We start from the raw sequence: 13,729 nt of genomic DNA on the forward strand, positions 1-13,729 counted from the left end.
AGGATAACATATTCTTAAATAAACGATTTGATAGCCGCAATCACTGCCCTGGGGGAGCTGATATGAGGAAAATGCCCTTGTGCATCAATGAATTTTAATTTGCTGTTTTCGATGTGCGCGTGCAGATAATAGGCTACTTCTGCAGGTACAGCGATGTCATCCCAGGATTGTAGCAGCAGTACTTCTTTTTTGAGTTGGTGTAGCTGTTCGCGAACATCAGATTCAAATATGACCCGGGCTACCTCTAAAGCAATATCGGGCCTAATGGCCGATAAGGTATAGGCAAATTGTTGCGCCAGTTCTGGCTGCTCTGGGTTGCCCATGGCCACTTCAGAAAAGCCATTGGCCCAGGCGCAATAATTACCAGCCATTGACCCATACATAGCATCCAAAACGGCTTGGGTAAAGCCTCCTGTATAATGATCCTGTTCGTCATTTAAATATCGTGGTGAGGCACCAATAAATACCAGCTTTGAAAAATGTTCGGGCTTTTGAGCAGCGGCAAGTAGGGTGACCATCGAGCTGACGGAGTGTGCAATTATAATGGCATTTTGTAAATTCAAATCGGTCAGTATATCCAGCATATCATCAGCATAAGCCGAAAGCTTGTTGTATCTCTCAGGAATATACTCATCGGGGTCTGCGCTGCCTGCGCCAACATTATCAAACAACACAATACGGTAATCGGCTTTGAAATCGTCTTTAACCCAGTTCCAGGCGGTTTGGTCTGTTCCAAAACCATGGGCAAATACAATTGTTTCGGCGGCATTAAGGTTACCCTCAATAGTTATATTATTCTTTTTTTGAATTATACTATTCATAAAACAGATACATAAATATTCAGGCAGATGGGGCTCTAAGATATCATTTCTATTGATGAAAATATAGGAAAACTAAATAATCTGTTTTAAATGTTAATTATACAGTATATATTAGCCCTGCTTAAACCAAGCACCATTATATAGCTAAATCGATCTGCCCTGCAGGTATTCTAAATCTAAAACCAATGAAAAAACTACTTTTGTGTGCTTTCTTTTTAAATATGGTAACCGTGGCAATGGCGGCCGGGCCCAGGCTGGCTGATACCGTGGTTAAAGGCGCCCCTGTGCCAACGGAGATTGAAGATCCGCGAAATATCGGTATCAATAAAGAGCCCGCGCATGCTTCATTAATGCCTTATGCCAATTTGCAGGAAGCACTTAAAGCAAACAGGCATGCTTCGTCATTATGCAGAAGTTTGAATGGTTTGTGGAAGTTTAATTGGGTATCATGGCCGCAACAACGCCCTGTTGATTTTTATAAAACAGCTTACGATGTATCTGCCTGGAAAGATATCAAAGTTCCCTCAAACTGGCAGATAGAAGGTTATGGCACACCTTATTACAGCAATTTTACCTACATCTTTAAAAAGGACTTTCCTCATATCATGAGCGAACCACCCAGAAAATATACGGCCTATGCCGAACGCAACCCTGTAGGTAGTTACCGCCGCGATTTTGAGGTGCCTGCTGACTGGAAGGGCCGCAGGATATTTATCACTTTTGATGGCGTAGACGCGGGCTTTTTTATCTGGGTAAACGGCAAAAAAGTAGGTTATAGCGTAAATAGCCGTAATGCTGCCGAGTTTGATATAACCAAATATGTACAACCGGGAAAAAATATGGTAGCTGTTGAGGTTTACCGGTTTACCACCGGTAGTTACCTGGAAGATCAGGATATGTGGAGGTTGAGCGGAATTTTTCGTAATGTAAGCCTATGGAGTACTCCACAGGAGCATATCAGGGATTATTTTATTAAAACCAATCTGGATAAACAATATAAGAACGCCGTGGTTGAGGTAAATGCCCAGGTAAAAAATTATGGCAGCAGTGCTACTAAAGCTAATCAATTAAGTGCAACGCTTTATAATGGCAGTACCGTGGTAAAAGGCGCTACCGGTAATGTACCAGCTTTAAAACCGGGCGAAGAGACGACTGTAAAACTAAGCTTCCCGGTTAATAACCCGCAGAAATGGACTGCTGAAACACCCAAATTGTATACTACCGTATTGAGCTTAAAAAACGGAAATAATACAAGCGAAACCATTTCCTCACGTACCGGTTTCCGCACAATTGAGATCAAAGGGCGCATATTTACCATCAATGGGGTGCGTGTTAAGCTAAAAGGTGTTAACCGCCATGAGAACTGGCCGGAGGTGGGGCATGCGGTTACCGAAGAGCAAATGATCAGGGATATTGTGCTGATTAAACAAGCCAATTGTAACCATGTGCGTACCTGTCATTATTCTGATGATCCGCGTTGGTATGAACTATGTGATCAATACGGCATTTACCTGGTAGCCGAAGCTAATCTCGAAAACCACGGTGCCTGGGATGATTTTAATGAAGACCCACGAATAAAAGATGCTATTATCGACAGAAACGTGGCCAACGTGCAAAACTTTAAGAACCATCCGTCGGTAATCATTTGGTCGTTAGGTAACGAATGTGGCAGCGGGGGCTCCAATTTCAGAGCAGCTTTGGATATGGTGAAAAAGCTCGATCCAACACGCCCTACGCACTACCAGGGCTTTGGCATCGGCGAAAAAAATCCGGCAGATATCGACAGTGATATGTATACCGATTTGGAAAACACCGAAAAGATAGCTAATGATGATAAATACACCAAGCCATTTTATTTATGCGAGTACGCCCATGCTATGTTTAACTCTATGGGCTCTGTTGATGAGTATAATGACCTGTTTGACAAATACCCAACGCTTTTAGGTGGTTGTATATGGGAATGGCAGGATCAGGGCATCTGGAACAGGCGCGATCCGAAGCATCCGATACTGGCTTTTGGTGGCGGCTTTGGAGAGTATCCCAATGATCATTATTTTATCCACAAAGGGGTGGTTGCATCAGACCGTTCACTTAAACCACATTATCCCCAGTTAAAACATGCTTATCAATGGATAGGGGTAAAAGCCAAAGATATAACCAAGGGCATCATCACCATTAAAAACAAGTATCAATTTATTAATCTCGATGGTTTTAGCGGTAACTGGGAACTAAGTGAAAATGGAGTGGTAACTACTAAAGGTAATTTTGATATAGGTAAAATAAATCCCGGAGAAGAAAAAGATGTGAAGATTCCTTATGATATTATCAGTAAACCTAAACCCGACGTGGAATACTTTCTGCGGATATCGTTTACCTATAAAGCCGATAAGATGTGGGCCAAAAAGGGCTTTGAGGCGGCATCGCAGCAGTTGGAGTTTCCAGTAAAGAGCATTGCTTTGAAGAAAGACCCTGCGAGTGAACAACCGCTTGAATTGTCAAACGGGAATAGCGAGATAAAAGTAAAAGGCAAAAACTTTAAAATAGAGTTTGATAAAAAGACTGGCACATTCAGTAAGCTGGAAAAGAATGGCGAGAACGTATTGGAAGATAACGGAGGACCTAAGTTACACTTATGGCGTGCTCCGCACCGTAATGACGACATGTGGGCTAATGAAGGCTGGGAGAAAAATGGCATCAAAAGCCTTACGTGGGTAGCTGATAGTATTACAGCAACTCAGCCCGCTCCTAACAGAGTAGTGATTAGCGCCAGCTTAACCGGTACAGGTAAACAAGGTTTTACAGTACATCATAAGGTAACTTATGAAATATGGGGTAATGGTGTTATCAAGGCTCAAAACAAGGTGTCTTTTAGTGATCCTAAAGTAGTTTTGGCCAGGTTAGGCGTGCGTTTGTTCCTTAAAAAAGATCTTGATCAGTTCTCTTATTTTGGTCGTGGCCCAATGGAAAACTATGCTGATAGAAAAAGCGGCTTCGATATAGGTGTGTATTCAAGTACGGTAAAACAGCAGGTAACGCCATATGAAAAACCAATGGAGAACGGCAATCACGAGGATATTCGCTGGGCAAAACTTACTGGTAAGGATGGATCGGCTTTAACGGTTAAACATGTTAGCGGATTTCTGCAGGTTTCGGCACAACCCCATAGCGATGAAGAAATGGAGCCGGTTGAATATAAAATAGATCTTCCAAAAAGCAAGGCTACAGTGTTAACCATAAGTACCCATACTCTCGGTGTAGGCTCAAATTCCTGCGGACCGCGACCGTTGGAGAAATATACGGTATATGCGAAACCAGATAATTTTACGTATGAGATAGATCTGTAAGCAAATATGCTTTTACTTTTATAAGCAATAAAAAGAGACCGTGTGATAAATCAAATTGACCACCTTTATGAAAACAAACAGCACTGGTGTTCTGTCGCCTGTGAATTGGCGTTTAGCCAGTAATATTGATAAATAAAGTGGGTTTACACTTTTTGTATAGAAAAATATATAATAAATTGATTATCAATTATATAAGTTGATGTTAACCATGAATTGTGTAAACCATGTAAACCCACTTTTTTTAATGGAGTCAATCCAAGATTATACACCAATTCGTGATTGACATAACACAAAGTATTCGTATAAACCAAAGAAAAAGAGGCTGATCATGATTTATGATACAGCCTCTTAATTGTTATGAAAAAAACTAAATTAATTAGGCGCAACAGGTGAACTAGCATTGGTATAAGGCCAGGTACCCGGAGTTGGTACCGATACACCTTTATTATTGCCGCGTTGGTTGTTGTCAGCACCGAAGTAATATAATGGCCAGCCTTTATAAACCAATTGTGTTTTTCCAAATACGGTTATGGTTTGAAACTGGGTTTTATCCAAAACAGAAGGTACATTCAAAACTGTTTTAATGGTATCAATAGGCCAAACCTTATTATTGCTGAAAGTGGAGTTTGTAAAGTTGTTGGTTTTGAACTTATCATGGCTGAATGAGTATAGCGTTTGACCACGATCATCAACAATGTATTGAGTTATGCCATCACCTGCTTTAAGATCACTGTTATATTTAACACCATCATTGCCGGTTAACTGGTTGTTACTTACCATAACGGTATAGTCAGGTTTGGCAACAAACCAGGTGCTGCCTATTTTATCACCATTAACATCACCTGCATTAGTATCATTCTGATAATAATAAAGCGGCCAGCCTTTGTAAGTGGTTTGTTTTGACCCATCGGTGCGGGTTATGGTACCAAAATCTTTGGTATCTAAACCATTGTCCAAAGTGAGATTTGCCTGATAAAAAGTGGGCCAAACTACAGAACATCCACCATTGCAGCCTGAACTGCCGTTGGCATCAATGGCAAAAAAGTAAAGTGTTTTTCCTTTGGAGTCGGTAAGGACATTACCAAATTTTGCGTTTGCTGATAATTTAACTGCATTAGCCGGAGCAGGCTGATCTGGTGTGTTTGTATTATTGTTGTTTTTTGAGCATGATGAGCTGGCAAACATCACAGCAATGCCGGCAATTGCGAGGGGTAGATTTTTAAGTAAATTCATTGTACTGGTTAAAAATGGTTAATAATAATCCTTTATAACTCCAATACGTTGTGAAAATGACCTTTGGTTGCCTGCAACGAAAAATAATATCAGTAGAAATAATTTATTGTAAACATCGATCTCAAATACGAGGCTTTCTGATATAGTCTCCAGATGGCTACGCTTTTAAATGCTAACACCTTATTGTTAATTTAGCAACAATAAGGTGTTAGCATTTGTATCTTTTTATTTTTTGTAACACTTTAATGTAATTTTGTTCCAATAGTGGCGTTTTATCGGCAAATACTTTAAACTTTATCACCAAATCTAGGCCAAGGCATTTTAGAGATAATTTTTATCAAGAAAAATGGATTGCTTGTTATGTTTAGATGAATTACTACGTCCTTATCAATAATTATGAAGAAAAATTTATTACTAGCCGTTGTACTAATATTTTTAGGTATAAAAGCCTTTTCACAAACTATACAGGTAGGGAGCTACGCGGAGGATATTGCCAGGCGAAACCAGTTATTGGGCAAAAGTGATAATACTTCATCTTTTACTGTAAGGCCTGTAAATGATGAATGGCATGATATCGACTCATCTTTTAAACAACTTTTAGCCAGCAAGACATACGGTCATTTTCAGTTTATGGGAAAGCCGTCTGGTATTCAAATATTACCATTTAACTGGTTAAATGATTATAATGTTAAAAGACCTTATGGCTATAATAACTCTTCCTTATATCCTGCCGCCGGGTATCAGACCAGAGTTAGCGGAGGATTTTTATTAAAAGCGGGCATATTTACAGTGCAGGTGAAACCAGAGTTTGTATATGCGCAAAACAAAAGATTTGACACTTTTGCCGATGTACAGGTCAATAGTACCAACACACGACTTATAGGTTCGTATTATTTCAACATAAATGGTATTGATGCCCCTGAAAGATTCGGTCAAAAATCGCTACAGCATTTATATCCGGGACAATCAAAAATAACGGTCAACTTTAAAAATATAGAAGCAGGTGTTTCAACGGAAAATATATGGTGGGGGCCTGGTGTTCAAAATTCCATCATGATGAGTAATTCTGCACCGGGTTTTTTGCACTGGACATTTAATTCAGTTAGGCCCATTAAAACTATAATAGGCTCATTTGAATGGCAGATAATAGGAGGTAACTTAAAACAATCAGGCTATCTTCCAATTGATACAAACAGAATAGTGAATCGTAAAGGTTTATTTAGCCCTAAGCCAGTGGTTACTCGTTATATATCGGCTTATACGGTTAACTGGCAACCTAAATGGTTAAAAGGCTTATATCTAGGACTCACAGGATATGATTATCTGGACAAGGATTCACTTTATCATAATAGGAATATTTTTCGGAAATTATTTCCTGTAATTACGGGCTCGTCGCTCAAAGCTAACGACGCTTCTAATAGTACCAATGGCGATGGTCAGGATTTTGCCTTCGCGCTTAATATACGCCAGTTATTGCCTCTTTATAACGCCGAGCTTTACTTTGAATGGGCAAGAAATGACAGAACAGGTAGCATTAACGATTTTTTGCAGGAGCCTGATCATTCGGCTGCGACTACCTTAGGTGGCCGTAAGTTATTCGAGCTTTCTAAAGATAGTTATATACAAGTAAAAGCCGAATTAACTCGCTTGCAGCGGCCATCTACGTTTCTGTTAAGGGATGAACCTTCCTGGTACACACATTCTCAGAGTCCTCGTGATGGATATACTAATGATGGAAGGTATATTGGTGCTGGCATAGGACCGGGTGGGAACAGCTTTATGTTTGATATCAGTTATTTAAAAGGTATGAATTCCTTTGGTTTAACACTGGAGCGACAGGTTCATAATAATGATCTGTATTATAATGCTTTTAGTGGTACCGGTGATTTTAGCTCGCATTGGGTAGATATAAACAGTACTTTTTATACTAATATAAAATTGAAGAGGTATTTGGTTTCGGCCGAAGTAACGCCTGTTTACTCTTTAAATTATCAATATAACCATGGAAATAGCTTTAACTTACATGCAAGACTTAATCTTACCTATTACTTTGAATAACTAATAAGGTGAATTTATTGGAAAAGGGAATGTTATATTTTGTGTTTAGGTTGCGTATTGTAACTAACATAGTTTAGAAATTGATATGAAAGATTGCCCAAAATATTATTAACTTAAAAAAATAGCCTTAAAAAATTATCTTTGCGAAATTTTTTAAACTTTTAATAATACTACATTATTAAAACAAACTGTAATAAATGGTTATTAACAGTTAATGATCTGTGAGTTTTAAATAAATGATGAACAAGATACATTCTATACAGTCATCTACCCGTAAACCCAATATACTTGTTATCGGCGACCTCATGATTGATCATTATATTACTGGCAGTGCATCCCGGTTATCACCAGAAGCACCGGTGCCTATTGTTAATGTGAAAAATGAGTCGATTACTTTGGGAGGTGCCGGTAACGTTGTGCAAAACCTGGTAGCCTTAGGGGCGCAGGTGACTGTTGCTGGTGTGATAGGGAATGACACCGCTGGCGTTCAATTGATAGAGATACTTTCTAATGAAGGGGTGCAAACCCATACCATAATTAAAGATGAATCCCGGCCTACTACAGTTAAAACACGGGTACTTGCAGGTAGCCACCAATTGGTACGGATAGATCGTGAAATTACAGATCCGGTGTCAGAAGCTATTGCTGATAAGTTGCTTAAAGAGCTGGTTAACTATTTAGAAAAAGCGGATATTGTGGTGTTATCAGACTATAATAAAGGTTTATTTTCCTCATCATTCACTCAAAAATTAATTCAGGAGGCCACGCGTTATAATAAAAGAGTGATTATTGATCCTAAGGGATTAAATTACGAGAAATACAAAGGGGCATATATCATCAAGCCAAATCGTAAGGAACTGGCAGAGGCTGCCCAATTGGAAAAGGTAGATTCCTTAGAAAGCCTGCAGCATGCGGCAAAAATTATTTTTAAACAAACTGGAGCAGTTTATCTGGTAGTAACACTTTCAGAGGAGGGTATGCTGATATTAAGTGAGTCGGGATACAAATTATTGCCAGTAAAAGCCACGGAGGTATTTGATGTAACCGGTGCCGGAGATACTGTTTTAGCTACCATGGCTTACTTTATTGCCGCTGGTTTGACTATTGAAGAGGCAGGCGAACTTGCTAACCATGCTGCTGCCATAGTTATACGACAGGTAGGTAGCGCCACTACAACCATTGATGAGATCATTCAGGATATGAAAAACTCAACTTTGTGAAAAAACAAACAACAAAAGAAAAGACAAAAAGTTGTATAAAGTACAATATTGCCAACCAATATAAACCATAATGATTTTAGAAGCATTACAGGATCATCAAAATACAACGCAATTAGTAATAGATAAACTTACGGGTAGTATTGAACAAGCCTGTAAAATGATATCAGATACTATTAAGAGTGGTAACAAGGTTTTACTTGCAGGTAACGGTGGCAGTGCTGCCGACGCCCAACATATTGCAGCTGAGTTGAGTGGAAGATTTGTTAAAGAACGAAGGGCCCTGCCAGGTATTGCCTTAACTGTTGATACATCGGCACTTACGGCAATAGCCAATGATTATGGCTACGATCACGTGTTTTCACGCCAAGTAGAGGCTTTTGCACATGGGGGCGATTTGTTTATTGGCATTTCAACCAGCGGTAATAGCCAGGGTATACTTAACGCTTTTGAAACAGCCACAAAGCTTAATTGCAAAACCCTGGGATTATCGGGTCGAGATGGAGGCAAAATGAACGGTATATGTGATTTGAATATCGTTGTTCCATCAAATGTAACCGCCCGCATACAAGAAATGCACATATTGATAGGGCATATACTTTGTCAGTCAGTTGATAACTTGTTTGAATAATATATCAGTCATACACGCGCAACAAGAAATAATAGATGAGAATTGACCTCGAAAAAACGCTGGTAGGAAAAATAACCAATATCTCTTTACTTAAAACTCAAGTGCAAAGTTGGCAAAGATTGGGCCAAAAGGTTGTTTTTACCAATGGCGTATTTGATCTCCTGCATATAGGTCATATTACCTATCTGGCTAAAGCCGCCGAACTTGGCGAAAAACTCATCATTGGCTTGAATGCAGATAGCTCGGTAAGACGCCTTAAAGGAGAAAACCGGCCTGTTAATGATCAAAATAATCGAGCTGCAATATTGGCGGCTCTGTTTTTTGTTGATGCTGTTGTACTTTTTGACGAAGACACTCCGCTTAATCTCATCAGCACTTTATTACCCGATATATTGGTAAAAGGAGCCGACTATTCTGTAGAGAATATTGTAGGAAGCAAAGAAGTACTGGCTAATGGTGGCGAGGTAAAAACCATTGATTTTGTGAAAGGTTACTCGTCAACCGCTATAATTGAAAAAATTCGACAACAAATTCCGGGAAAGGCTTAAAAATTAATATACCGGTTATTCTTTTCAGGATATGTCTGCTTAAATAAGTGGTTAACGAAATGATAAGTGAACATTAAATAATATAAAATTTTACAATCGTCTTCAATAATAAATTGGTTTACCTTTGCAAAAATCTAAATCAATTTATTGCAAGATTCTGGATTCCGATATTTTTCAAAAATGATTAAAACTAATTTCCTCATATTTCTGTTTGTTGTAGTGTTTTGTTTTGGAGCAATTAACCATGTTTCTGCTCAAATTAATATTCAAAATTTATCGTCTGTCAATATAGATGACGTACCAGACCAACAAATTATCCAATTACTACAACAAGCTCAGAATAGTGGTTTAAGTGATGCAGAATTAATCAGACAGGCGCAGTCACGAGGAATGTCAAGCGCGCAGATTCAAAAACTGCAAACAAGGATACAGGATATACGTGACAAAGCAACCGGAAAGAAGGTGCAAGCTGATACAACAGAAGATTCGGATGGTCGTATAACAGCAGGACGTAAGCTAAATTACAAGCCCGATAGTCTCGACTCTGCATATCTTAACAAAGATATGTTTGAGAACCTAAGGCCTAAAATATTTGGAGCCGACCTGTTCAAAAATAAAAACAGTTCTTTTGAGCCCAATTTAAAACTGGCTACCCCGGTAAATTATATTATCGGTCCTGATGACCAGTTAAGTGTTAATGTTTATGGAAATTCATCAGTTAACTGGAAATTGGAGGTATCACCAGAGGGAAATATTACTATTCCGAATGTTGGCGTAATAAATGTTGGCGGGAAATCCATTGAACAGGCAACAGCACAAATCAAAAGCCGGCTTTCGGCTAGCAATTATGCCATTGGTCACGGCACCAGTGTACAGATAACGTTAGGTAATATCAGGAGTATTAAAGTAATTATAGTAGGGCAGGTACAAAAACCAGGTACTTATACTTTGCCTTCGCTTGCTACTGTTTTTAATGCTTTATATATGTCGGGCGGTCCAACGGATAATGGTAGTCTGCGCCAAATTGAGGTTATCAGAAATAACAGGATCATCAGGCATCTGGATGTATATGATTTTATAGTAAAAGGCAGTCAGAAGGATAATATTTCATTACAAGATCAGGATATAGTGCGTGTACCCACTTATCGTACAAGGGTGCAACTGGTAGGGCAAATAAAAATACCCGCATTATTTGAGGTTTTGCCTGGAGAAACTCTTGATAATATCTTGAACTATGCAGGTGGTTTTACCGATAGCGCCTACACGGCACGTATAAAAGTTTCACAAATTAGTGATCAACAACGTAAAATAACTGATGTTGTAGAAGCTGATTATAAAAACTATATACCGCTACGGGGTGATAAATATACCATAGAATCAGTTATTGATCGTTTTGAGAACAGGGTTGTAATAAGAGGTGCAGTTTTTAAACCAGGTGATTATGAATTGCAGAATGGTTTAACATTAAACCAGTTAATCACCAATGCAGCTGGTTTAAAAGAAGACGCCTTTATGGAGCGGGGAACCATTACTCGGCTAAAGAGTGATAATAGCACCGAGATAATTGGCTTTAATGTTCGCGATGTTATTAACAAGACTGTAAATATTTCTTTGCAACGAGAAGACATTGTTAATATATCATCCATATTTGACCTACGCGATAAATATCAGATAGTTATTAACGGTAGTGTACGGAAACCTGGCAAATTCGCTTTCTCCGAAAATATGAAGGTAGAAGATTTGATATTTAAAGCCGGCGGCTTTGCTGAAGGTGCCAGCACCAAACGTATTGAAGTTGCCAGAAGAATAAGTGACGCCGATCCAAATTCAAAAAATAGTTCGGTTGCACAGGTTTTTAGTGTCAATGTGGATGGGCAATTGAAGCCATCTGAGGGCAATTTTGTATTACAGCCTTTTGACATAGTATCGGTTTATACATTGCCAGGCTTTGAAAAGCAAAAAACAGTTAAAGTAGAAGGAGAGGTAATGTATCCCGGTTCTTATACCATAAAGACAAAAAATGAAAAGATTTCTGATCTGGTTGTTCGTGCAGGAGGCCTAACCGCATCGGCTGATCCGGAAGGAGGGTCTTTGAAAAGGGAAAACATTGCTATACTGGGTATAGACAAGCGCAAAGCCGATACGTTAGAAATAGCCCGTGAAAGAATGGATCGCTTATCCCGCTTAAAAAGAAGCTATAAGGACTCCACAAGAAATGAAGATACTGTAATGCGTAATAATTTTGTAGGCATTGATCTTCCTAAAATCTTAAAATCGCCTGGTTCAAAAGACGACTTGCTATTGGAAGATGGCGATATTTTAAGGATCCCGAAACAACAACAAATAGTTCGGGTTAACGGTCAGGTATTATACCCAAGTGCTGTTGTATATGACCGGTCAAAATCATTTAATGACTTTGTATCTAATGCCGGTGGTTATGGCCCCGATGCTTTAAGACGGGGGGCCTATATTGTTTATGCTAACGGAACGGTAAAAGGCACTCGCAAAGTTTTATTCTTTAATAGCCACCCATCTGTAAAACCAGGTAGTGAAATTTATGTGCCTAAAAAATCTGAAGCTAAGAATAATACAGCTCAAAGCATTTTAGGATTTACTACAGGACTGGCCTCGTTGGGGGCGATTATTTTGGGTATACTAAGCTTGAATAAATAACCACGAAATATAAAAAAAGTATTCATAACTTATATGAGCAAGGGTAAAGCTGATGAAATATCGGTAAAGGATTTTATAGACAAAATAGTTTCAATAAGCAGATATCTTAAAACTAAATGGTTGGTGATATTGGCGGGTGGTATTTTGGGTGGAGCTTTAGGCTTTGGTTACGCGATAATTAATAAACCATCTTACACAGCGTCAAGCACCTTTGTTTTAGACGAAAGCAATAAAGGGGCAGGTTTGAACCAATACGCTGGCTTAGCATCAATCGCCGGTATTGATTTAGGCGGAAATAGTGGCGGAGGGATATTTCAAAGTGATAATATTTTAGAATTATACAAATCGCGCTTAATGATCGAAAAAGCATTATTAAGCGTAGCCAGTTTTAATGGTAAAAGGCAACAATTAATAGAGAGGTATATTGATTTTAATCATTTACGTGAAAAATGGATCGAAGATGATCACGTTGGGAATATTTCGTTTAATGGTAATCCGGGTAATTTTAACCGTGTTCAGGATAGCATTATTACAAGTATTGTTAACCTGTTTAATAAACGGCTGCTTACGGTATCCAAGCCTGATAAAAAGATAAGTATTATCAGAGTTGATGTGATAAATAAGGACGAGCTATTTGCGCGCGAGTTTAATATGAAACTTGTTGATAACGTGAACTCATTTTACTCGCAAACAAAAACTAAAAAGAGTTACCAGAGTGTTCGTGTGCTACAGTATCAAGCAGATAGTGTAAAAGATGTTTTAAACAGATCCATTAACGGGGTGGCTTCTGCTATTGATGCAGCGCCCAATGCCAATCCCTCACTTCAAATATTAAGAGTTCCATCACAAAGAAGACAAGTAGATGTACAGGCAAGCACAGCTATTTATAGCGAGATTGTAAAAAATTTAGAACTGTCAAAGATGTCGTTACGGCAGGAAACCCCATTAATTCAACTGATTGATTCGCCTGTTTTACCTTTAACAGTTGATAAGGTAAGTAAGGTGAAAGGTTTTGCAGTAGGAATAATTGCCGGTTTTTTTCTCACTGTTCTGATACTTTTCATTAAAAAAGTGATTTCTAAAATAATGGAAAACGATTGATCTTATAAAAGATTATACGCTTTAGATAGTCAATATAAGATAATATTTGCAATGAGTTTTTAACGGTAGGTTTTATGCAAATGCCCAATATTGGAAATTGAGG

Annotated in this window: 9 protein-coding genes; 7 read left to right on the top strand and 2 right to left on the bottom strand. The window is 38.6% G+C overall.

Annotated features, from left to right (window positions below; genetic code table 11):
- Positions 1 to 14: 14 nt before the first annotated feature.
- A complete protein-coding gene (locus tag BW976_RS24825; RefSeq protein ID WP_076377639.1) occupies positions 15 to 821 on the bottom strand; it encodes an alpha/beta fold hydrolase in 807 nt (268 codons plus the stop codon).
- 185 nt (positions 822 to 1,006) lie between these two features.
- Between BW976_RS24825 and BW976_RS24830 the strand changes: the two genes are divergently transcribed.
- Positions 1,007 to 4,165 carry a glycoside hydrolase family 2 TIM barrel-domain containing protein gene (locus tag BW976_RS24830; protein WP_084192346.1) on the top strand — a complete coding sequence of 1,053 codons (3,159 nt, stop codon included), beginning with the start codon at positions 1,007 to 1,009 and terminating at the stop codon, positions 4,163 to 4,165.
- 372 nt (positions 4,166 to 4,537) lie between these two features.
- On the opposite strand, the gene BW976_RS24835 is transcribed toward BW976_RS24830, so the two are convergent.
- Complete coding sequence (locus tag BW976_RS24835; RefSeq protein WP_217696297.1) at positions 4,538 to 5,398, bottom strand: hypothetical protein; 861 nt, start codon at positions 5,396 to 5,398, stop codon at positions 4,538 to 4,540.
- Positions 5,399 to 5,794: 396 nt separating this feature from the next.
- Here BW976_RS24835 and BW976_RS24840 point away from each other — a divergent pair, with 396 nt between their 5' ends.
- The 6 genes from BW976_RS24840 (at position 5,795) to BW976_RS24865 (ending at position 13,626) form a co-directional block, all read left to right on the top strand.
- Positions 5,795 to 7,456, top strand: coding sequence for a capsule assembly Wzi family protein (locus BW976_RS24840; protein ID WP_076377641.1), 1,662 nt, complete (start codon positions 5,795 to 5,797; stop codon positions 7,454 to 7,456).
- A gap of 236 nt (positions 7,457 to 7,692) precedes the next feature.
- A complete protein-coding gene (gene rfaE1 / locus BW976_RS24845) occupies positions 7,693 to 8,676 on the top strand; it encodes a D-glycero-beta-D-manno-heptose-7-phosphate kinase (protein ID WP_076377643.1) in 984 nt (327 codons plus the stop codon).
- A gap of 70 nt (positions 8,677 to 8,746) precedes the next feature.
- The gene (locus tag BW976_RS24850) at positions 8,747 to 9,304 is read left to right on the top strand and encodes a D-sedoheptulose 7-phosphate isomerase (protein WP_076377645.1); all 558 of its coding nucleotides are present in this window, start codon (positions 8,747 to 8,749) and stop codon (positions 9,302 to 9,304) included.
- Between the two features lie 35 nt (positions 9,305 to 9,339).
- A complete protein-coding gene (gene rfaE2 / locus BW976_RS24855) occupies positions 9,340 to 9,852 on the top strand; it encodes a D-glycero-beta-D-manno-heptose 1-phosphate adenylyltransferase (protein ID WP_076377647.1) in 513 nt (170 codons plus the stop codon).
- 180 nt (positions 9,853 to 10,032) lie between these two features.
- The gene (locus BW976_RS24860) at positions 10,033 to 12,525 is read left to right on the top strand and encodes an SLBB domain-containing protein (protein WP_076377649.1); all 2,493 of its coding nucleotides are present in this window, start codon (positions 10,033 to 10,035) and stop codon (positions 12,523 to 12,525) included.
- Between the two features lie 33 nt (positions 12,526 to 12,558).
- Positions 12,559 to 13,626, top strand: a complete 1,068-nt coding sequence (locus BW976_RS24865; RefSeq protein WP_076377651.1) for a Wzz/FepE/Etk N-terminal domain-containing protein — start codon at positions 12,559 to 12,561, stop codon at positions 13,624 to 13,626.
- Positions 13,627 to 13,729 lie beyond the last annotated feature (103 nt).

Source organism: Mucilaginibacter lappiensis (assembly GCF_900155965.1).
In the GTDB taxonomy this organism is placed as follows: domain Bacteria; phylum Bacteroidota; class Bacteroidia; order Sphingobacteriales; family Sphingobacteriaceae; genus Mucilaginibacter; species Mucilaginibacter lappiensis.

Coding starts and splice junctions, on each gene's coding strand:
- BW976_RS24825 (WP_076377639.1), bottom strand. CDS start 821: ATGAATAGTATAATTCAAAAAAAGAATAATATAACTATTGAGGGTAAC.
- BW976_RS24830 (WP_084192346.1), top strand. CDS start 1,007: ATGAAAAAACTACTTTTGTGTGCTTTCTTTTTAAATATGGTAACCGTG.
- BW976_RS24835 (WP_217696297.1), bottom strand. CDS start 5,398: ATGAATTTACTTAAAAATCTACCCCTCGCAATTGCCGGCATTGCTGTG.
- BW976_RS24840 (WP_076377641.1), top strand. CDS start 5,795: ATGAAGAAAAATTTATTACTAGCCGTTGTACTAATATTTTTAGGTATA.
- rfaE1 (WP_076377643.1), top strand. CDS start 7,693: ATGATGAACAAGATACATTCTATACAGTCATCTACCCGTAAACCCAAT.
- BW976_RS24850 (WP_076377645.1), top strand. CDS start 8,747: ATGATTTTAGAAGCATTACAGGATCATCAAAATACAACGCAATTAGTA.
- rfaE2 (WP_076377647.1), top strand. CDS start 9,340: ATGAGAATTGACCTCGAAAAAACGCTGGTAGGAAAAATAACCAATATC.
- BW976_RS24860 (WP_076377649.1), top strand. CDS start 10,033: ATGATTAAAACTAATTTCCTCATATTTCTGTTTGTTGTAGTGTTTTGT.
- BW976_RS24865 (WP_076377651.1), top strand. CDS start 12,559: ATGAGCAAGGGTAAAGCTGATGAAATATCGGTAAAGGATTTTATAGAC.